Origin of the sequence: Stenotrophomonas sp. SMYL86 (genome assembly GCF_036320025.1) — a bacterium.
Classification (GTDB): domain Bacteria; phylum Pseudomonadota; class Gammaproteobacteria; order Xanthomonadales; family Xanthomonadaceae; genus Stenotrophomonas; species Stenotrophomonas maltophilia_A.
The window spans coordinates 1-19,449 of sequence record NZ_JAWIRU010000004.1; the positions used below are offsets into that span (position 1 = coordinate 1).

Annotated in this window: 23 protein-coding genes; 5 read left to right on the top strand and 18 right to left on the bottom strand. The window is 66.4% G+C overall.

Translation table 11 applies throughout. The features are described 5' to 3' along the window. Positions 1 to 625 precede the first annotated feature (625 nt). The 3 genes from V3B64_RS06115 to rlmE form a co-directional block, all read right to left on the bottom strand. Complete coding sequence (locus tag V3B64_RS06115) at positions 626 to 811, bottom strand: hypothetical protein (RefSeq protein ID WP_021202558.1); 186 nt, start codon at positions 809 to 811, stop codon at positions 626 to 628. A gap of 102 nt (positions 812 to 913) precedes the next feature. Next, complete coding sequence (gene ftsH, locus V3B64_RS06120) at positions 914 to 2,848, bottom strand: ATP-dependent zinc metalloprotease FtsH (protein ID WP_010485966.1); 1,935 nt, start codon at positions 2,846 to 2,848, stop codon at positions 914 to 916. Between the two features lie 69 nt (positions 2,849 to 2,917). Continuing rightward, positions 2,918 to 3,550: a 23S rRNA (uridine(2552)-2'-O)-methyltransferase RlmE gene (rlmE, locus tag V3B64_RS06125; protein WP_005409014.1), complete on the bottom strand. Its 633-nt coding sequence runs from the start codon at positions 3,548 to 3,550 to the stop codon at positions 2,918 to 2,920. A 65-nt stretch (positions 3,551 to 3,615) separates the two neighbouring features. Here rlmE and yhbY point away from each other — a divergent pair, with 65 nt between their 5' ends. Next, positions 3,616 to 3,921, top strand: a complete 306-nt coding sequence (gene yhbY / locus V3B64_RS06130) for a ribosome assembly RNA-binding protein YhbY (RefSeq protein ID WP_004152868.1) — start codon at positions 3,616 to 3,618, stop codon at positions 3,919 to 3,921. A 13-nt stretch (positions 3,922 to 3,934) separates the two neighbouring features. Next, positions 3,935 to 4,309 (top strand): Mth938-like domain-containing protein, encoded by a 375-nt coding sequence (locus V3B64_RS06135; RefSeq protein WP_012510659.1) that lies wholly within the window; start codon positions 3,935 to 3,937, stop codon positions 4,307 to 4,309. 26 nt (positions 4,310 to 4,335) lie between these two features. Here the strand turns inward: V3B64_RS06135 and V3B64_RS06140 are convergent, their stop codons facing one another. The 5 genes from V3B64_RS06140 to surE all read right to left on the bottom strand — a co-directional run bounded on the left by V3B64_RS06140 (position 4,336) and on the right by surE (position 7,867). Then, the gene (locus V3B64_RS06140; RefSeq protein WP_329913813.1) at positions 4,336 to 4,824 is read right to left on the bottom strand and encodes a hypothetical protein; all 489 of its coding nucleotides are present in this window, start codon (positions 4,822 to 4,824) and stop codon (positions 4,336 to 4,338) included. A gap of 174 nt (positions 4,825 to 4,998) precedes the next feature. Next, positions 4,999 to 5,784 carry a peptidoglycan DD-metalloendopeptidase family protein gene (locus tag V3B64_RS06145; RefSeq protein ID WP_107432324.1) on the bottom strand — a complete coding sequence of 262 codons (786 nt, stop codon included), beginning with the start codon at positions 5,782 to 5,784 and terminating at the stop codon, positions 4,999 to 5,001. Further along, positions 5,781 to 6,395, bottom strand: a complete 615-nt coding sequence (locus V3B64_RS06150) for a YqaA family protein (protein WP_285301540.1) — start codon at positions 6,393 to 6,395, stop codon at positions 5,781 to 5,783. The genes V3B64_RS06145 and V3B64_RS06150 overlap by 4 nt, the downstream gene beginning before the upstream one ends. Before the next feature lie 18 nt (positions 6,396 to 6,413). Continuing rightward, positions 6,414 to 7,091: a protein-L-isoaspartate(D-aspartate) O-methyltransferase gene (locus V3B64_RS06155; protein ID WP_010485977.1), complete on the bottom strand. Its 678-nt coding sequence runs from the start codon at positions 7,089 to 7,091 to the stop codon at positions 6,414 to 6,416. Continuing rightward, a complete protein-coding gene (gene surE / locus V3B64_RS06160; RefSeq protein ID WP_329913814.1) occupies positions 7,088 to 7,867 on the bottom strand; it encodes a 5'/3'-nucleotidase SurE in 780 nt (259 codons plus the stop codon). The genes V3B64_RS06155 and surE overlap by 4 nt, the downstream gene beginning before the upstream one ends. Positions 7,868 to 8,076: 209 nt before the next feature. Between surE and V3B64_RS06165 the strand changes: the two genes are divergently transcribed. After that, positions 8,077 to 8,616, top strand: coding sequence for a Smr/MutS family protein (locus tag V3B64_RS06165; RefSeq protein WP_032130120.1), 540 nt, complete (start codon positions 8,077 to 8,079; stop codon positions 8,614 to 8,616). 69 nt (positions 8,617 to 8,685) lie between these two features. Here V3B64_RS06165 and truD read toward each other — a convergent pair whose 3' ends face one another. The 10 genes from truD to V3B64_RS06215 all read right to left on the bottom strand — a co-directional run bounded on the left by truD (position 8,686) and on the right by V3B64_RS06215 (position 16,579). Next, complete coding sequence (truD, locus tag V3B64_RS06170) at positions 8,686 to 9,717, bottom strand: tRNA pseudouridine(13) synthase TruD (protein WP_121503762.1); 1,032 nt, start codon at positions 9,715 to 9,717, stop codon at positions 8,686 to 8,688. Then, on the bottom strand, positions 9,714 to 10,211 hold the full coding sequence (gene ispF / locus V3B64_RS06175; RefSeq protein WP_005409005.1) for a 2-C-methyl-D-erythritol 2,4-cyclodiphosphate synthase: 498 nt from the start codon (positions 10,209 to 10,211) through the stop codon (positions 9,714 to 9,716). The genes truD and ispF overlap by 4 nt, the downstream gene beginning before the upstream one ends. 34 nt (positions 10,212 to 10,245) lie before the next feature. After that, positions 10,246 to 10,944, bottom strand: a complete 699-nt coding sequence (gene ispD, locus V3B64_RS06180) for a 2-C-methyl-D-erythritol 4-phosphate cytidylyltransferase (RefSeq protein ID WP_121503763.1) — start codon at positions 10,942 to 10,944, stop codon at positions 10,246 to 10,248. Continuing rightward, positions 10,941 to 11,294, bottom strand: a complete 354-nt coding sequence (gene ftsB, locus V3B64_RS06185; RefSeq protein WP_032130117.1) for a cell division protein FtsB — start codon at positions 11,292 to 11,294, stop codon at positions 10,941 to 10,943. Before ftsB ends, ispD begins: the two co-directional genes overlap by 4 nt. A gap of 4 nt (positions 11,295 to 11,298) precedes the next feature. Continuing rightward, positions 11,299 to 12,591, bottom strand: a complete 1,293-nt coding sequence (gene eno / locus V3B64_RS06190) for a phosphopyruvate hydratase (RefSeq protein ID WP_032130116.1) — start codon at positions 12,589 to 12,591, stop codon at positions 11,299 to 11,301. A 96-nt stretch (positions 12,592 to 12,687) separates the two neighbouring features. Beyond that, positions 12,688 to 13,017, bottom strand: coding sequence for a hypothetical protein (locus V3B64_RS06195; RefSeq protein ID WP_329913815.1), 330 nt, complete (start codon positions 13,015 to 13,017; stop codon positions 12,688 to 12,690). Continuing rightward, entirely contained in the window at positions 13,017 to 13,364 is a 348-nt protein-coding gene (locus V3B64_RS06200; RefSeq protein WP_121503764.1) for a hypothetical protein, read from the bottom strand. The genes V3B64_RS06195 and V3B64_RS06200 overlap by 1 nt, the downstream gene beginning before the upstream one ends. Beyond that, positions 13,361 to 14,191, bottom strand: coding sequence for a 3-deoxy-8-phosphooctulonate synthase (gene kdsA, locus V3B64_RS06205; protein WP_014036736.1), 831 nt, complete (start codon positions 14,189 to 14,191; stop codon positions 13,361 to 13,363). The genes V3B64_RS06200 and kdsA overlap by 4 nt, the downstream gene beginning before the upstream one ends. An 89-nt stretch (positions 14,192 to 14,280) precedes the next feature. Further along, on the bottom strand, positions 14,281 to 15,945 hold the full coding sequence (locus V3B64_RS06210) for a CTP synthase (RefSeq protein ID WP_032130113.1): 1,665 nt from the start codon (positions 15,943 to 15,945) through the stop codon (positions 14,281 to 14,283). 400 nt (positions 15,946 to 16,345) lie between these two features. Further along, entirely contained in the window at positions 16,346 to 16,579 is a 234-nt protein-coding gene (locus V3B64_RS06215; protein ID WP_005416022.1) for a hypothetical protein, read from the bottom strand. Positions 16,580 to 16,751: 172 nt separating this feature from the next. Here V3B64_RS06215 and parE point away from each other — a divergent pair, with 172 nt between their 5' ends. Together parE and V3B64_RS06225 are read left to right on the top strand one after the other, a co-directional pair. Continuing rightward, positions 16,752 to 18,641 (top strand): DNA topoisomerase IV subunit B, encoded by a 1,890-nt coding sequence (gene parE, locus V3B64_RS06220; protein WP_019338185.1) that lies wholly within the window; start codon positions 16,752 to 16,754, stop codon positions 18,639 to 18,641. Between the two features lie 147 nt (positions 18,642 to 18,788). Continuing rightward, entirely contained in the window at positions 18,789 to 19,367 is a 579-nt protein-coding gene (locus tag V3B64_RS06225; RefSeq protein WP_107432345.1) for a GNAT family protein, read from the top strand. Positions 19,368 to 19,449: the final 82 nt, after the last annotated feature.

Below are 19,449 nucleotides of genomic sequence, written 5' to 3' on the forward strand. Positions count from 1 at the left end.
CGGGCGCTTGCGAAGCCGTGCTTCGCAAGCAAAGCGCCCTCACCCATGTAAGCTCGGTCGCCGCTTGCTCGTGTGCGCAGTCCTGCGCACACGGCAAGACCGGGGTTGGGCGTCCGGCCCAACCCGCCCCAGGCATGCCTCGGGCCCATGCGGCTCACGCCCCCGCAACCGGACCCACCCCGGCTTCGACAGAATGCCGCGATCTGCCAGAACGGCGTCGTGCACCGCTTTGGTAGGTGTCGACCTTGGTCGACACAGTAGATCCACGCCATGCGTGGATGACTCATTCGATATCTGACAGATGTGTCGACCAAGGTCGACACCTACCAACAGCCGCGGAGATCTGTCAGAGGCGGGGCACTGTGGGTTTGCGGGGTGTGAGCCGCATGGGCCCGAGGCATGCCTCGGGCGGGTTGGGCAGGACGCCCAACCCCGGTCTTGCCGTGTGCGCAGGACTGCGCACACGAGCAAGCGGCGATCAAGGCTACATGGACGTACTTCAGCGTCCCCGCACTCCGACACCGCCCCGCCATCCTACGGAAAGCCCGCTGTTGCTGTTGCTGCTGAGGTTGCCGGCCAGCGGCCGGCACTACCGCGGGTGCAGGGCGCAGCCCTGCCGATACCCTCAACGGCGGCGGCGCTTGCGGTCCACGTACAGGGTCCTGGCGATGCTCAGCACGATGCCGACACCGATACCCACCACGCAGCCCAGCAGCAGATTGTCGGCCCCCAGGCCCACACCCACGCCGACCACGGTGGCGATGACCATTTCGGCGGTGTGGGAAATCGGTTCGGGCTTCGGGGCGGACATGCGGGCTCCAGCGTCAGATCAGTTCTTCGGGATGGGCCAGTGGCCCGGAAACGACGAAGCCGGGTTGCCCCGGCCTCGTCTGGTGTCACGTGCAGCGGGCCGTCAGTGCGATTCGGCCGGGCCTGCGATCGGCGGCAGCGGACGGGCGTCGCCGCCCTTGTCGTTGCCACCATCCTTGTTCGACTTGTTCCAACCGGCCGGCGGCGGCGGATCGCGGCCTTCCATGATGGCGTCGATCTGCGGCGCGTCGATGGTCTCGTACTGCAGCAGCAGCTGGGACATCGCGTGCAGCTTGTCCAGGTTGGCCGTCATCAGCTCGGTGGTGCGTGCGTAAGCCTCGTCGAGGATGTTGCGCACTTCCTCGTCAATGCGGCGCGCGGTGTCGTTGGACACGCTCTTGTGCTGGGTGACCGAACGGCCCAGGAACACCTCGTCGTCCTCTTCGCCATAGGCGATCGGGCCGAGCTGGTCGGACAGGCCCCACTTGGTGACCATGTTGCGGGCCATCTTGGTGGCGCGCTCGATGTCGTTGGAGGCGCCGGTGGTGACCTTGTCGGCACCGAAGATCAGCTCTTCGGCCACGCGGCCACCGTACAGCGAGCACAGCTGCGACTTGATCGCCACGCGGTTCATCGAGTACTTGTCGCCTTCCGGCAGGTACATGGTCACACCCAGCGCGCGGCCGCGCGGAATGATGGTGACCTTGTAGACCGGGTCATGCTCGGGCACCAGACGGCCGACGATGGCGTGCCCGGCTTCGTGGTAGGCCGTGAGGGTCTTCTCCTCCTCGCTCATGGCCATCGAGCGGCGCTCGGCACCCATCAGGATCTTGTCGCGGGCACGGTCGAAGTGGTCCATGCGGACCTCCTTCTCGTTGCCACGCGCGGCGAACAGGGCAGCCTCGTTGCAGAGGTTGGCCAGGTCGGCGCCGGAGAAGCCCGGGGTACCACGCGCGATCACCATCGGCTCGACGTCGTCGGCCAGCGGCAGCTTACGCATGTGCACCTTCAGGATGTGCTCGCGACCCTTCACGTCCGGCAGGCCGACCACGACCTGGCGATCGAAACGGCCCGGGCGCAGCAGCGCCGGATCCAGCACGTCCGGACGGTTGGTCGCAGCGATCACGATCACGCCTTCGCCACCTTCAAAACCGTCCATTTCGACCAGCAGCTGGTTCAGGGTCTGCTCGCGCTCGTCATGACCGCCGCCCAGGCCGGCGCCACGGTGACGACCGACGGCGTCGATTTCGTCGATGAAGATGATGCAGGGGGCGTGCTTCTTGGCCTGCTCGAACATGTCACGCACGCGGCTGGCGCCGACGCCGACGAACATTTCCACGAAGTCCGAACCGGAGATCGAGAAGAACGGCACCTTGGCTTCGCCAGCGATGGCCTTGGCCAGCAGCGTCTTGCCGGTACCCGGCGGGCCCACCATCAGCACGCCGCGCGGAATCTTGCCGCCCAGCTTGGTGAACTTGGACGGGTCGCGCAGGAAGTCGACCAGCTCGCCCACTTCTTCCTTGGCCTCGTCGCAGCCAGCGACATCGGCGAAGGTGACCTTGATCTGGTCTTCGCCCTGCAGCTTGGCGCGCGACTTGCCGAAGGACATCGCGCCCTTGGCACCACCGCCACCGCCCTGCATCTGGCGCATGATGAACAACCAGAAGCCGATGATCAGGATGACCGGCAGGAAATTCATCAGGATCGCGCCGAGGGAAATGCCGCTGGACGGCTCCTCCTGCACGATCTCCACGTTCTTGGTACGCAGCACGTTGATCAGGTCACGATCGAACGGTGCGGTGATGGTGGACGACTGCCCACCGCGGGTGGTGTAGGTCAGCTGGCTGGTGCCGCCGCGCATGTCGCCACCAAAGGCGACCTTCTGCACGTTGCCGCTGTCCACCTGGTCCAGGAACTGCGAGTACGACGCGCCCTGCGCGCCGGCCCCGGAGGACTTCGGCGAGAAGCTCTGGAAGACCACCATCAGCACGACGGCGACGACCACCCATAGCAGGAGGTTCTTGGTCAAGTCGTTCATCCTCATTGGCTCCGGTGTTCCTCTCAGTGCTGGCGTTGCGTTGGGGTCGAACTTGCGTACGTTGCGAGCTTACTTCATGTGGGCGCGTTTTCCCTGACCCAAGGCATACACCTCGGGAGAGCGCTTGCGCGAGGCTTCCGGCTTGCGGATGGAGACCTTGTCGTACCGGCGGCGCATGTCGCGCACGTAGTCGTCAAAGCCCTCGCCCTGGAACAGCTTGATCAGGAATGCGCCACCGGTCTTCAGGTGGTTGTCGGCAAAATCCAGAGCCAGCTCCGCCAGGTGCATCATCCGCGGCTGGTCGACCGCGCCTACACCACTCTTATTGGGGGCCATGTCCGACAGCACAAGGTCTACCGGCTGATCCCCGAGCATGGCTTCAAACTGCGATAGAACGGCTTCTTCCCTGAAGTCACCATGAAGGAACTCCACGCCGGCCAGCGGCGGCATGTCCAGGATATCCAGTGCCAGCACGCGGCCGGTATCGCCGATCTGTCTCCGAACCTGCTGAGACCAGCCGCCCGGAGCCGCGCCGAGGTCGACCACCACCATGTGCGGCTTCAGCAACCGGTCACGTTCCAGCAGCTCTTCGAGCTTGTAGGCCGCGCGCGAGCGCATGCCTTCGGCCTGGGCCTTCTTCACGAAGGGGTCGGAGAAGTGTTCCTTGAGCCAGCGCTGGCTGCTTTTGCTGCGGGTAGCCATTGAAAATAGGGGCTGATGGGGTCCTCATGATACCCTGATCGCCCCATTCAACCGTGTTTTCCTGCATGTCCATCGCCCTGACCGCTTCCCAGACCCGTTTCCTGCGCGGCCAAGCCCACGACCTGAAGGCCCTGCTGCAGACCGGCGGCAAGGGCGTGACCCCGGCCTTCATCGCTGAGCTGAACGAAGTGCTGGAGCGCCACGAGCTGGTCAAGGTGAAGGTCGCTGCCGAAGACCGCGACGCCCGTGACGTGATGATCGGCGAGATCGTCGAAGCCACCGAGAGCGCGTTGGTACAGCGCATCGGCCACGTCGCCGTGCTGTACCGCCCGAGCAAGGAACAGCGCCAGATCGTGCTGCCGCGCGGCTGATCGCCTTACTGCCATGCAGCTGAACCACGAACCGCCCGATTACGCCTACAGCCTGCGCGCCGCCGATGGCCGCTCGGCCAAGGTGAATGACCAGGTGCTGGGCAGCAGTTTCTTCCTGACCCCGGACCAGCTGGTCACGCAATGGCCGGTAGTGAGCGCCACCGCGCTGCAGCTGGCTGACTTGGAGCCGATCCTGGCGCTGAACCCGGCGCTGATCGTGCTCGGCACGGGTGACCGCCAGGTATTCCCGCCGGCAGTGGTGATGGCTGCCTGCCTGTCACGCGGCATCGGCCTGGAAGTGATGAACAATCCGGCCGCCGCGCGCACCTTCAACATCCTGGCGGGCGAAGGCCGCAAGGTCGCGGCCGCTTTCATTCTGGAAGGCTGAGTCGAGGCGTCGGGCGCGCCCCGGCGCTAGCCGCCAGAAGCGGTGCAGCGGAAGGCCGAGAACTGCTTGAGCCGCCCGATCAGGTTGCCGCCCCGGCCCCAGCGGATGTCCATGACCTTCCAGTCCTGGCCCTGCCTTTGCAGCAGGACACGGTCGGTCCAGCGATAGTCGCCTATCGCCATTTCGACGGGTACCCAACTGCCATCGCCGCTCGTCGCGGGCAGCCCCACCTTTACCGTTTCCGGCCGATCCGGCGCCATGAGATACGGGCTCTGGTCCAGCATGTGCGGCTTCTCGTCATGCGCGGCCAGCACCGCACAGGCCCGCTCGTAAGCGCGCTGCGCATCGATGGCTGAGCGCAGCGCATCGCCCAGCAACGGCGGAATGGTCGCTTCGTCCGAAGCCGGCGCCTGGACGGCCGCGTAAAGACGGGTGACCACGTCGCGCGGATCGCTGGCTGCGGAGGCCAGCGGCGCGACGATGAGCAACGCGAGAGTGGAAGCAGGACGGAGCATGGGGCACCGGATCGACTGGGACCGATCAAGAATGCCGGGTATCCCGTCCGCCGTGAAGGTGAGCCTGCGACACACAAGATCGCAAATGACCACACTGCGGTACCCGGGTCGAGCATGGCTCGCCTCTACAGGCCAGGAACGCCGGGCATGGCCCGGCGCTATCGCATCTGACGATCAGCGTGCCGGCAGGTACTGCTGCGGGTCGACCGGCTTGCCGTTGTAGCGAATCTCGAAGTGGACCATGTCGCGGTTCGCACCGGTACGGCCCATTTCGGCGATCTGCTCACCGGCCTTCACGCTCTGGCCTTCATTCACCAGGCGCTTGCGGTTGTGGCCATAGGCCGACAGCCACTGGTCGCTGTGCTTGATGATGATCAGCTCGCCGTAGCCGACCAGGCCGGCGCCGGAATACACCACCACGCCATTGGCGGTGGCCTTGACCGCCTGGCCGCTGGTGCCGGCGATGTCAACGCCCTGCTTGGTCGCATCACCAGCCACGTAGCGGCCAACGATGGCGCCATCAGCCGGCCAGCGCCAGGCGATGTTGCTCTTCACCGGACCGACCGGCGCCGGGGCCGGCGTGGTGCTGCCGCCACTGCTGCCACCGGAACGCGGCGGGGTGACCACCGTGGTGGGCGCGCGGCCGCCGCTGGCACCGGCCGGATACAGCCGGATCACCTGCCCCGGATAGATCGTCGAGGGGTTGTCCAGGCTGTTCCAGGCAATCAGGTCACCCGGGGTGATGTCATGGATGCGGGCCAGCGCATAGATGGTGTCGCCCTTGCGCACCACCACGGTCTGCCCCGGCTTGGGTACCGAGGTCTTCGGCGTGGTCACACCGCCACCGGTGCTGCCACCACCAGGACGAACCACGGTGGCGGTGCCGCAGGCGGCCAGGGTGGAAACCAGCAACGCCAGCGCGCCGATGCGCACTCCCTTGCTCAGACGATCAGGACTCATGCGAACTTCGACCTCCATACAAGCCAGGCGATCAGCACCACCACCAGCGCGGTGGCGATCCAGCCCAGCGGTTCAATCCAGCGACGCAGTGCCGCTTCAGCACGCGCACCACCGATACGGATGACCGCAGCCAGCACGAACACGCGCTTGCCACGACCGATCAGCATGCTCAACAGGTACTGCGGCATCGGTACACCGACGATACCCGATGCCCACGTGAAGACCTTCATCGGGATGGGCATGAATCCGCCCAGCACCAGGAAGGTGAACACTGCCCACGGCGACTCGGCCATCTTCGCCTGCACGGTGGTGATGCCCTGCTCGATGGCCGGCAGCATGCCCAGCGCCTCGAACAGCGGCTTGATCGCCTCGAAGGCGTAATGACCCAGCGCGTAGCCAACCAGTGCGCCGACCATCGAGCCGGCCAGGCTCAGGATGGCGAACCACCAACCGCGCTTGGGCTGGGCCACGCACATCGGCGCCAGCATCACCTCCGGCATCACCGGGAAGATGATCGCCTCGAAGAAGCTCAACACCGTCAGGTAGGTCGGCGCGCGTTCGTGCGCCGCCCACTTCATCGCCCGCTCGTACAGCGGCCCGAAAATCTTCATGCAACCCTGCTCCGTGGATTAGTCGAGCATGCCAGACAGCAGCGGCACGAACGTGACCGGCGCCAGCACGTGTTGTTCGATGCTGCCGTCGGCCTTGCGGTCCAGCTGTACCAGCGACTGCGCCCCGGGGCCACCGACCGGCGCCACCAGGCGGCCGCCCTCGGCCAGTTGCTCGATCAGGGCGTCGACCAGTGCCGGCGCCGCCGCAGTAACCACGATGGCATCGAACGGACCGTGCTCGGCCCAGCCGACGCGACCGTCGTCATGCTTGGTGCGGATGTTCATGCCCAGCGCACGGAAGCGCTTGCGGGCCTGCCGCAGCAGATCACCGATGCGCTCCACGGTGTAGACCTCCAGGCCCAGCGCACCGAGGATGGCGGCCTGGTAACCGGAACCGGTGCCGACTTCCAGCACCCGTTTCGGTGCGACCTGGAGGACCGCCTCGGTCATCCGCGCGACCACCCAGGGCTGCGAGATGGTCTGGCCGTGGCCGATCGGCAGCGCAGTGTCTTCATACGCGCGCGAGGCCAGTGCCTCGTCGATGAACAGATGGCGCGGCACCACCCGGATCGCATTCAAGGTCGGCTCGTCAACGATGCCGGCTTCGCGCAGGCGGTCGACCAGGCGGTCACGCACACGCTGCGAGGTCATGCCGATACCGACGGCTTCCGGTTGCAGGCGCAGGCGTGGACTCATGCCTGCTGGTCCAGCGCGGCACTGAGGCCGCCGACCCAGCTGGCCACTTTCTCCAGTGCCTGGTAGCGGGTCAGGTCCACCTGGATCGGGGTGATCGAGATATGCCCGGTGCGCACCGCATGGAAGTCGGTACCGGGGCCGGAGTCCTGCTCACGGCCGGCCGGGCCGATCCAGTACACCTCGTTGCCGCGCGGGTCTTTCTGCGCGATGCAGCCTTCGGCGCGGTGGCGGTTGCCGAGGCGGGTCACCTCGAAGCCCTTGACCTCGCTCCACGGCAGATCAGGCACGTTGACGTTGAGGATGGTGTCAGCCGGCAACGGATCGGCCTTGAGCCGGGCAACGATCTCCACCGCAGCGCGCGCGGCGGTCTCGAAGTGTTTCGGATCGTGGTTGCGGGTAACCAGCGAGACCGCCACCGCCGGCAGCCCGAGGAAGCGACCTTCCATCGCCGCCGAGACGGTGCCGGAGTAGATCACGTCATCGCCGAGGTTGGCGGCATTGTTGATGCCGGACACGACAATGTCCGGTTCGAACTCGAGCAGCCCGGTCAGCGCCAGGTGCACGCAGTCGGTCGGAGTGCCGGCCACCGAGACGGTGTAATGGTCGATGCGCTTGAGGCGGATCGGCAGGTCCAGGGTCAGCGAATTGCTGGCGCCGGAGCGATCACGGTCGGGCGCGACCACCGTGACCTCGTGTCCGGCCTCGCGCAGCACCGAAGCAAGCATCCGGATGCCTGCGGCGTCGACGCCATCGTCGTTACTGACCAGGATTCGCATCTTCGATTTAACCGCTTGATTTTCCAAGAATTCGATTCCGTCACCGTGCAGTGTGGGCGGGACCGCCGTACTCCCCTGCGGAAGCCGTCGACCCTGCAAGGGCATCGTCTATTGTGCCGCATGCGAGCCGCCGGTCCTACCCTGTCGGCGGTCATGACCGACATCGAACCGTCATAGGCAGAGATGCGCCGGCGGTTTACCCTGTGCGCATGTCGCACCCTGAAGACGAAGATCCGGCCGCATTGTTCCGTGCGGCCATCGGCGAAGTGACGCCGCTGCGCAAGGATGCCGAGCCGGCGCCTGCCGCGCCGCGGCCGAAGCCGCGCGCGCGCATGGCCGAACGTGACGAGGCCGAGGCCGCCGGCGAATTCGCCCGGCTGCTGCGCGACAGCACGCCGCTGGAAGCCGGCGACGTGGCCAGCTATCGCCGCGACAACCTGCCACCACGCCTGTTCCAGCGCCTCAAGCGTGGCCAGTACTCGGTGCAGGACGAGCTGGACCTGCACGGCGCCACTGCGTCGCAGGCGGAGGCGCTGCTGCGCCAGTTCCTGCTGGAGGCGCATGCGCACGACTATGGCTGCGTGCGCATCATCCACGGCAAGGGCCTGCAGTCCGATGGCGGTGCACCGGTGCTGAAGAATCTGGTCGATCGCCTGCTGCGGCTGCGCAACGACGTACTGGCGTTCCATTCGGCGCCGACCGGGCAAGGCGGTACCGGCGCGGTGTTGGTGCTGCTGGCCCGTAGATGAAAAAGGGGACGGAGGGAATTAAGTCGTTTGTGCCACAAACGACTTAATTCCCTCCGTCCCCTTTTTCTGTCAGGCCTGCGAGGCGTCTTCGACGGGGCCGAGTTCGTGCAGTACGGCGGTGGCGTAGCAGCCTGGCGGCAGCGCGAATGACAGCTCCAGCACGTCGTCGGCCAGCCACTGGTGCTGCAGCAGCGCCGGGCGCAGGCGCAATGCGCGGCGCTCCTGCTTCAGCCGTGCGTCTTCCAGGCCGGCCCGCAGTGCCTTTGACTCGTCGTCGTCCAGCGCGGCCAGCTCCAGCTCACGTGCCGCGTCGGCGCTGCGCAGCTCGCCTTCGCCCCACAGCGGTGCGCTGGGATGGATGTCGAAACGCGCCAGTCGCTCGGCCAGCACGTCGGTGTACGGCTCGGGTCCGAACACGCTGCGGCTGCCATCGAGCATCCAGACCTCGCCATCGAGCGGCTGATCCCAGTTGCCCTGCTCCACGCGCGCGGCCAGCACGCGGTTGAACAGCGCCGAACGGGCGGCTGACAACAGCAGTGAACGCTGGTCCTTGCGCATGCGGCGGCCACCGAACATCGCCAGTGCCGCCGGCACATTGCCGCCGTCGCGGCCAAAGCGCTGTTCGCCGAACCAGTTCGGCAGGCCGCGCTCGGCAATCTGCTGCAGGCGCTCGCTGATCGCCGTGGCATCACCCTGCACCTCGCGCAGCACCAGCTTGAAGCGGTTGCCGGCCAGTGCACCACGCTGCAGCTTGCGGTTGTGCCAGGTGGCTTCGAGCACTTCGATCTCGTCGCTGGCCAGCTCGGCCAGGTCCGGCGCGACGCGCTTGGGCAGGTGCACGCTGAAACGCTGGGTGGTGACCGCATGGCGATCCTTCATGCCGGCGTAGCTCACCGCCATTTCCGGCAGGCCTGCCCACTTGGCCAGCACCTTGGCCACATGCACGGTGTTGGCACCGCGCTTGCGGATGTGCAGCAGCAGGTGTTCGCCTTCACCGGTCGCCTCGAAGGCCGGCAGTTCGTCAACCTGGAAATCGTCCGGCGTGGTGCGGATGCGCGCCGTCAGCAACGGTGCACCAAACGCCAACGGCAGCGGGATCATGCCGCCACCAGCAGTACCACCGCCTGTGCGGCGATGCCTTCGCCACGACCAGTGAAGCCCAGCTTCTCAGACGTGGTGGCCTTGACGCTGACTGCATCCAGCGGCAACTGCAGCAACCCACCGATGCGCTCACGCATCGCCAGCGCATGCGGGCCGACCTTCGGACGCTCGCAGATCACGGTGATGTCGGTGTTGCCGACGCGCCAGCCACGCTCGCGCAGCAGGCTGTCGCAATGGCGAACGAAATCACTGCTGTCGGCGCCCTTCCAGCGGTCGTCACTCGGTGGGAAATGCTGGCCGATATCGCCCAGCGCCAGCGCGCCGAGCATCGCATCACACAGGGCGTGCAGGATCACGTCGCCATCGCTGTGCGCGAGCACGCCGCAGCTGTGCGGCACGTTCACGCCGCCGAGCATGATGTGATCGCCTTCACCGAAGGCATGGACGTCGTAGCCCTGGCCAATGCGGACGGGCGGGAACGGTGCGGTGCTCATGGATGCAACCCTTGCAACAGGGCCGCGCGGACGGTCAGCCGGCGCGGCGGGAAAGTACGAATTCGAACCGGTCCAGATCGGCCGGGGTGGTGACCTTGAAGTTGTCCTCACTGCCTTCCACCAGCAGCGGGCGCTGGCCCTGGCGCTCCATGGCCATGGCCTCGTCGGTGACGTCAATACCGACGGCCGCTGCGTCGGACAGCGCGCGGCTGAGCTGGTGGCGGCGGAACAGCTGCGGCGTCAGTGCGCGCCACAGGCGCTCGCGTGGCTCGGTGCCATCGATGCCGCCGTCGTCGCCAGCGCGCTTGAGGGTGTCGCGCACCGGCGCAGCCAGGATCGCCCCGACCGGGTCGGCACGACCGACTTCAAGCAGACGACCGAGATCGGCCAGCGACAGGTTCGGCCGCGCAGCATCGTGAACCAGCACGAATTCATCGGCACGCACGGTGTCCGGCAGCGCCTGCAACCCGGCCAGCACCGAGGCGGCACGGGTAGCGCCGCCGATGCAGGTCAGCACCGGCTTGCCCGACCACTCATTCCAGCCCGGCCAGTCGGCATCGTCCTGGCCGATCACCACCATCGCTCCGGCCACGGCGGGGTGCGCCAGCAGCGCGTCCAGCGTGTGGGCGAGCAGGATCTGCCCGCCCGCCTGCAGGTACTGCTTGGGCAGCGGCGCACCGAAGCGGGTGCCACGGCCGGCGGCCGGAACAACGACCCAGATCGCCGCGCTCATGGCACGTCTGCCGGGTGTTCGCCCGCCTGGGCAGTGACGCCGGCAGCAGGCTGCGCCGGGTGGACCGGCGCATCCTCGACCACACGGTAGAACTTCTCGCCAGGCTTGATCATGCCCAGCTCGCTGCGCGCGCGTTCCTCGATGGCGGACTGGCCTTCCTTGAGGTCCTTCACTTCGGCAGCGAGCGCGTCGTTGCGCTGCTGCAGACCCTCATTGTCCCGCTCCTGGTTGGCGACCTGGGCTTCGAGCATCATCACTTCACCCGAGTTGCCCGGACCGAACCAGAAGCGGTACTGCAGCCAGCCCAGCAGCAGGGCCAGCACCAGCAGCATCCAGCGCCAGTCGCGCATCGGCTCAGCGCTTCAGCGAAACGAACGCGTCACGACCGGCGTAACGCGCGCCGGCGCCGAGGGCTTCCTCGATGCGCAGCAGCTGGTTGTACTTGGCCACGCGATCGCTGCGGCACAGCGAGCCGGTCTTGATCTGGGTGGCGGTGGTGGCCACCGAGATATCGGCAATGGTGGTGTCTTCGGTTTCGCCCGAACGGTGCGAGACGACGGCGGCATAGCCGGCGCGGTCGGCCATCGCGATCGCTTCCAGGGTTTCGCTGAGCGTGCCGATCTGGTTGACCTTGATCAGGATCGCGTTGGCGGTGCCCGAGTCGATGCCTTCCTGGAAGATCTTCGGGTTGGTCACGAACAGGTCGTCGCCAACCAGCTGCACCTTCTTGCCGATGCGGTCGGTCAGCAGCTTCCAGCCGGCCCAGTCGTTCTCGGCCAGGCCATCTTCAATCGTGATGATCGGGTACTGCGCGGCCCAGTCGGCGAGGAAGTCGACGAACTGCTCGGAGGTCAGGCGCTTGTTCTCGCCGACCAGGTTGTACTTGCCGTTTTCGAAGAATTCGCTGGAGGCGACGTCCAGGCCCAGCAGCACGTCTTCACCGGCGGTGTAGCCAGCCTTGCCGATCGCTTCGAGGATGGTGTCGAGCGCCTCGACGTTGCTGCGGAAGTCCGGTGCGAAGCCGCCTTCGTCGCCGACCGCCGTGCTCAGGCCGTGGCCCTTCAGCACCGACTTCAGCGAATGGAAGATTTCGGTGCCCGCGCGCAGCGCTTCGGAGAACGAGGTGAAGCCGACCGGCAGCACCATGAACTCCTGGAAGTCGACGTTGTTGTCGGCGTGCGCGCCGCCGTTGATGATGTTCATCATCGGCACCGGCAGCGACGGGGTCACACCGGTCTTGGCGGCAAGGTACTGCCACAGCGCCTGCTTGTTCGATGCAGCGGCGGCGTGCGCGGCGGCCATCGAAACACCCAGCAGCGCGTTGGCGCCCAGGCGGCCCTTGTTCTCGGTGCCGTCGAGGTCGATCAGGCGACGGTCGAGGCCGGCCTGGTCGGTGGCTTCGAAGCCCTTCAGCGCATTGGCGATGGTGGTGTTGACGTTGTCGACAGCCTTGCGCACGCCCTTGCCCAGGTAACGGGTCTTGTCGCCGTCACGCAGCTCGACCGCTTCCTTGGTGCCGGTCGAGGCGCCGGAGGGAACCGCGGCACGACCGAACGAACCGTCCTCCAGGATGACTTCGGCTTCCAGCGTGGGGTTGCCACGGCTGTCGAGGATTTCACGGGCGTGGATGCTGCGGATCGTACTCATGGTCGGGCCGGTTACCTGTATGGAGAGGGGGCGACAAAACGAATGCCGCGTGATTATCCCCGGCTGCCCGCCACTTGCCAAATGGCGTGGGCGGCTTCAGCCCCAACTGGACCCGATCACGATCAGGATCATCGACACCAGCATCACCAGCAATGCACCGGCAATCGCTGCCAGGATGGGGCCATGCCGCCGTCGCCAGGCCAGCACCATCGCCACCGGGCTGCCCAGGAAGGACAGCACCATCGTGACCAGCGCGCCCAGCAGCCACCACTGCGTGGCCTGCACGCCGTTGTTTCCATCCCCCGGCGGCCGGAAACCGGACGTGAAGGCCAGCACGCCCACCACCAGGGCGATCCAGGTCAACACGGACAGCCCCAGGGCGATCAGGCCCCAGGGCCAGCCACGCGCCGATGTGGTCGTATTCATCAAAGCAATCCGTAGAACAGGGCGCCCAGCCACAGCGAGAGCAGGATGATCGCCAGGCCAGCCGTGACCTTGCCGCGATTCAGCCGCCAGGCCAGCACAGCGGCAGCGACGCAGCCCACGGCACCGAGCAGCTCCGCCACCAGCAGCGCAATGAAGTACGCCCGCAGATCGAGCGCACTGCTGCCATCACCGGGGGGCCGCACCGACGCAGCGCCGATCAGTACCAGCCCGAACATGCCCACGGTGAACAGCACGGCCAGACCCAGTGCGATCAGGCCCCAGGGCCACTGTTTCCCGTGCCGGCGGTGACGCTGGGCTTCCAGCGCCCCCCGCGGGTCACGACTCACGCGAAGCGCGAGAAGCCGTGCTTCTTGGTCACCGCATCGAGTTCCATCAGGGTCTCGAGCAGCGCTTCCATCTGGTCCAGCGGCCACGCATTGGGGCCATCGGACAGCGCCTTGGACGGGTCCGGATGGGTTTCGGCGAACAGGCCGGAGATGCCCACCGCCACGGCGGCGCGGGCCAGCACCGGCACGTGCTCACGCTGGCCACCGGAACTGGTGCCCTGCCCACCCGGCAGCTGCACCGAATGGGTGGCGTCAAACACCACCGGGCAACCGGTATCGCGCATCACCGCCAGCGAACGCATGTCGCTGACCAGGTTGTTGTAGCCGAAGCTGGCACCGCGCTCGCAGACCATGATCTGCTCGTTGCCGGTGGCCTTGGCCTTTTCCACGACCGGCTTCATGTCCCACGGCGCCAGGAACTGGCCCTTCTTGATGTTGACCGGCTTGCCGGCCGAGCACACCTTGCGGATGAAGTCGGTCTGGCGGACCAGGAACGCCGGGGTCTGCAGCACGTCCACCACCGAGGCCACTTCATCCATCGGGGTGTATTCGTGGACGTCGGTCAGCACCGGCACGCCGATCTGCTTCTTGACCTCGGCCAGGACCTTCAGGCCCTCTTCCATGCCCGGGCCGCGGAACGCGGTGCCCGAGGTGCGGTTGGCCTTGTCGAAGCTGGACTTGAAGATGAAGTTGACGCCGAGCTTGTCGGTGACTTCCTTCAACTTGCCGGCGGTATCGAGCTGCAGCTGCATCGACTCGATCACGCAGGGGCCGGCGATCAGGAACAGGGGCTGGTCCAGCCCGACCTCGAATCCACACAGTTTCATGGCGTTTCCTTGTTGTCCGCGGCACCGGCCGGGCCGGTGCGCTGGGGGTTGAAGCGTGCAAGATGGGGGCCGGCGGCCCCCATCACAAGTCAGGCGCGGGCTTCCTGCAGCAGCTTGCCGCCGGCCTTGCGTTCGCGTGCGGCACGGATGAAACCGATGAACAGCGGGTGGCCGTCACGCGGCGTGGACAGGAATTCCGGGTGCGCCTGGCAGGCCAGGAACCACGGGTGCGCATCGCGCGGCAGCTCCACCACTTCCACCAGGGTGTCATCCATCGACTTGCCGGCGATCACCAGGCCCGCATCCTCCAGCTGGGTGCGGTAGCGGTTGTTGAACTCGTAGCGGTGGCGGTGGCGCTCGGCAACCACGTCCTTGCCGTACAGCTCACGGGCCAGCGTGCCCGGCTTCAGGCGCTGTTCCTGCAGGCCCAGGCGCATGGTGCCACCGAGGTCGCTCTTGTCATCACGCTTTTCGACGTCGCCGGTTGCCGTACGCCATTCGGTGATCAGGCCGATCACCGGGTTCGGCGACTGGCGGTCGTTCTCGGTGCTGTTGGCACCTTCCAGGCCGACCACGTTGCGGGCGTAATCGACGACGGCCGCCTGCATGCCGTAGCAGATGCCGAAGTACGGCACGTGCTGCTCGCGGGCGAACTTCGAGGTCAGCACCTTGCCTTCGAAACCACGGTCACCGAAGCCGCCCGGCACCAGGATGCCGTCGACATCGGCCAGTGCAGCCATGTCGGTGCCTTCCAGGTCCTGTGCTTCCAGCCACTTCAGGTTGACCTTGGTGCGCTGGCGCAGGCCGCCGTGCTTGAGCGCTTCGCCGACCGACTTGTAGGCATCCTGGTGATCGACGTACTTGCCGACCACGGCGATGGTCACTTCGTCCAGCGGATGCAGGGTCGCATCGACCGCGTCTTCCCACATCGACAGATCGACCGGACCGACCTTGTCGGCCAGCTTCAGCTGGTTGACGACGATCTCGTCCAGGCCCTGCGCATGCAGGCCCGACGGAATGCGGTACAGGACGTCCACGTCCGGCACGCTGATCACCGCGCGCTCGGAAACGTTGGTGAACTGGGCGATCTTGCGGCGCTCCGAATCCGGCACAGCCTGTTCCGAACGGCACAGCAGCACGTCCGGCTGGATGCCGATCGAGCGCAGTTCCTTCACCGAGTGCTGGGTCGGCTTGGTCTTCAGCTCACCGGCGGCGCCGATGTACGGCACCAGGGTGAGGTGCATGAACAGCGCCTTCTCCGGGCCACGCTCGGTGCGCACCTGGCGGATCGCTTCCAGGAACGGCAGCGACTCGATATCGCCGACAGTACCGCCGATCTCCACCAGCGCCACGTCGTAGCCTTCGGTGGCTTCGTCGATGCAGCGGCGGATCTCGTCGGTGATGTGCGGAATGACCTGCACGGTCGCGCCCAGGTAGTCGCCGCGGCGTTCCTTGCGGATCACGTTCTCGTAGATACGACCGGTGGTGACCGAGTTCTTGCGGCTCAGGCGGGTGCGCACGAAGCGCTCGTAGTGGCCCAGGTCGAGGTCGGTCTCGGCGCCGTCGTCGGTGACGTAGACCTCACCGTGCTGGAACGGGCTCATGGTGCCCGGGTCGACGTTGATGTACGGGTCGAGCTTCATCATCGTGACCTTCAGGCCACGGGCTTCGAGAATGGCGGCCAGCGACGCGGCGGCAATGCCTTTGCCGAGCGAGGACACCACGCCGCCGGTTACGAAAATCAAGGGAGTCATGGCTGCAAGCATCCTGTCTGGAAATGGAAAACGGCAGCACCACGCGCGCCCGGAGGGCAGGCATGGTGCTCAGAGGGGGTTTTCCGGTTCGCTGTGGCAGCGAGGGAGGTGCGGATCCGTGCGACGGCAGGCGCCGGACGGGGACCACCGTGCGAGGTCGGGGCGACCGTGCCGGTCAAATCGACCGTCACCTGCGACCCGCCATGCTGGAAGCCACGCTTGGCCGCTCCAGCCCATTCGCAAATGGTGGACACGCACTTACTCCCGGAAAGCCATAGTTTACAGATTGATGGCCGCCAACCCAAGAGGCAGATGGCACGCCACTAAAAAGAAACGCCCCGCAAAGCGGGGCGTTCCGGAGCGCAACCCTTATCGCAAGGGCGCCTGGCAGGGGGCGGGATCAGCGCTTCTTGCGCGCTTCCTCTTCCTCTTCCTGCTGCGGGGCCGGCTGGCCCTGCGCCTTCATTTCGGCATTGGCCTGGGCCCGACGCTTGGCCTTGGCATCGGCCTCGGCCTGCGCCTTGTCGGCCTGGTCACCCTGCTGCGGGGCCGGCTGGCCGGCGTTCTGCGCCACCACCAGCGGCACTGCAACGGCGGCAGCGGCCAGGATCGCAATGGTCAGCAACTTCTTCATGAGGTCCTCCTCGCGGTATGGCTTGGATGTTTCGACCCAACGGGGGTCGCCGGTGTTCAGATTCCAGCAGCTGCCATTTTACCCCCTCTGCGTCGCCGAGACTGAACCGCAGGCGTGCAAAATCCCGTGCCAGACCCCACACTTGCCCGTCGCTCCAAGCTTTCGAAGACAGATGAACGCCCGTTATAACGCCGCCGATATTGAAGTCCTGTCCGGCCTTGACCCGGTCAAGCGCCGTCCCGGCATGTATACCGACACCGCGCGCCCGAACCACCTGGCGCAGGAAGTGATCGACAACTCGGTGGACGAGGCCCTTGCCGGCCACGCCCGCTCGATCGAGATCACCCTGTACAAGGACGGCAGCGTGGAGGTCAGCGATGACGGCCGCGGCATGCCGGTGGACATCCACCCGGAAGAGAAGATCCCGGGCGTCGAGCTCATCCTCACCCGCCTGCATGCCGGCGGCAAGTTCAGCAACAACAACTACACCTTCTCCGGCGGCCTGCACGGCGTCGGCGTCAGCGTGGTCAATGCGCTGTCGACCCTGGTGGAAGTGCACATCAAGCGCGAAGGCGCCGAACACCGCATCACCTTCCGCAACGGCGACCGCGCCACCCCGCTGGAAGTGGTCGGCAGCGTCGGCAAGAAGAACACCGGTACCCGCGTGCGCTTCTGGCCGGACCCGAAGTACTTCGACACGCCCAAGTTCGCGGTGCGCGCGCTCAAGCACCTGCTGCGCGCCAAGGCCGTGCTGTGCCCCGGCCTGACCGTGAAGCTGACCGACGAAGCCACCGGTGAAGTTGATACCTGGTACTACGAAGACGGCCTGCGCGATTACCTGAAGCTGGAGCTGGGCGATCGCGAGATGCTGCCGGCCGAGCTGTTCGTCGGCAACCTGAAGAAAGACACCGAGATCGTGGACTGGGCCGTGGCCTGGCTGCCGGAAGGCGAGCTGGTGCAGGAAAGCTACGTCAACCTGATCCCCACTGCCCAGCACGGCACCCACGTCAACGGCCTGCGCACCGGCCTGACCGAGGCGCTGCGCGAGTTCTGCGACTTCCGCAACCTGCTGCCGCGTGGCGTCAAGCTGGCCCCGGAAGACGTGTGGGACCGCGTGTCGTTCGTGCTGTCGCTGAAGATGACCGACCCGCAGTTCAGCGGCCAGACCAAGGAACGCCTGTCCTCGCGCCAGGCCGCCGGCTTCATCGAAGGCGCCGCCCACGATGCGTTCAGCCTGCTGCTGAACCAGAACGTGGAGCTGGGCGAGAAAATCGCGCAGATCGCCATCGAGCGCGCCAGCGCGCGCCTGAAGACCGAAAAGCTGGTCGTCCGCAAGAAAGTCACCCAGGGCCCGGCCCTGCCCGGCAAGCTGGCCGACTGCATCAGCCAGGACCTGTCGCGCACCGAGCTGTTCCTGGTGGAGGGTGACTCGGCAGGCGGCAGCGCCAAGCAGGCGCGTGACAAGGACTTCCAGGCGATCCTGCCGCTGCGCGGCAAGATCCTCAACACCTGGGAAGTGTCCTCCAACAGCGTGCTGGCGTCGGAAGAAGTGCACAACCTGGCCGTGGCCATCGGCTGCGACCCCGGCAAGGACGACATTGCTGGCCTGCGCTACGGCAAGGTCATCATCCTGGCCGACGCGGACTCGGACGGCCTGCACATCGCCACCCTGCTCACCGCGCTGTTCCTCAAGCACTTCCCGGCGCTGGTCGATGCCGGCCACGTGTTCGTGGCGATGCCACCGCTGTTCCGCATCGATGTGGGCAAGCAGGTGTTCTATGCCCTGGACGAAGAAGAGAAGCGCTCGATGCTGGACAAGATCGAACGCGAGAAGATCAAGGGCGCGATCAACGTCACCCGCTTCAAGGGCCTGGGCGAGATGAATCCGCCACAGCTGCGTGAATCCACCATCCACCCCGACACCCGCCGCCTGGTGCAGCTGACCGTGGACGACGGCGAGCAGACCCGTTCGCTGATGGACATGCTGCTGGCCAAGAAGCGCGCCTCCGACCGCAAGGGCTGGCTGGAGAGCAAGGGCGATCTGGCTTCGCTGGAAGTCTGACCCGACGCGGGGCCGGATCCGTTTCCTGCAGGGAAACGGCTCTGGCCCCATCGCCCGGTAATGCCGGTTCATGTGCCCTTGGCATTACGCCCCCATCGGCAAACCCGGCGGCGCCATAATGCGCGTCCATCTGTGTGGACCATCGTATTGGCCAGCCACTCGCTGCTGTTCCCGGGCCTGCCGCTGCACAGCGCGCGCCTGGTCCTGAGCCCGATCCGCCGCGACGATGCGGCCGCCCTGTTCGCGATCCAGTCCGATCCGGACGTGATGCGGTTCTGGAACCACCCGGCGTGGACACGACCGGCCGAAGCGCGCGCGCAGATCGACGATGACCTGGCGGCACAGGCCACCGGCACCCAGCTCAAGCTGGCCGTGCGCGAAACGCTGGACGGCCCGTTGCTGGGCATCTGCGTGGTGTTCGCCCTGGATCGCGATGCCGCTCGTGCCGAGATCGGCTACCTTCTGGCCCCCGACAGGCAAGGCCAGGGCTACATGCACGAAGCGCTGCAGCACCTGCTGGACTACCTGTTCCAGACCCTGCGCCTGCATCGCGTGGAAGCCGAAGTCGACCCGCGCAACCGGCCCTCGGCACACGTGCTTGAACGGCTGGGCTTCCACCTGGAGGGCGTGCTGCGGCAGCGCTGGCGCATCCAGGGCGAACTGTCCGATTCGGCGGTATACGGCCTGCTGGCCGACGACGAACTGCGCACCACCCTGCCCGCTTGACCCAATCTGGCCACTGGCGGCCTCGACGCGCGGCCATGCCTTTGGACACATACGACATGCCCTCCACCGGCCTAGCATCGGA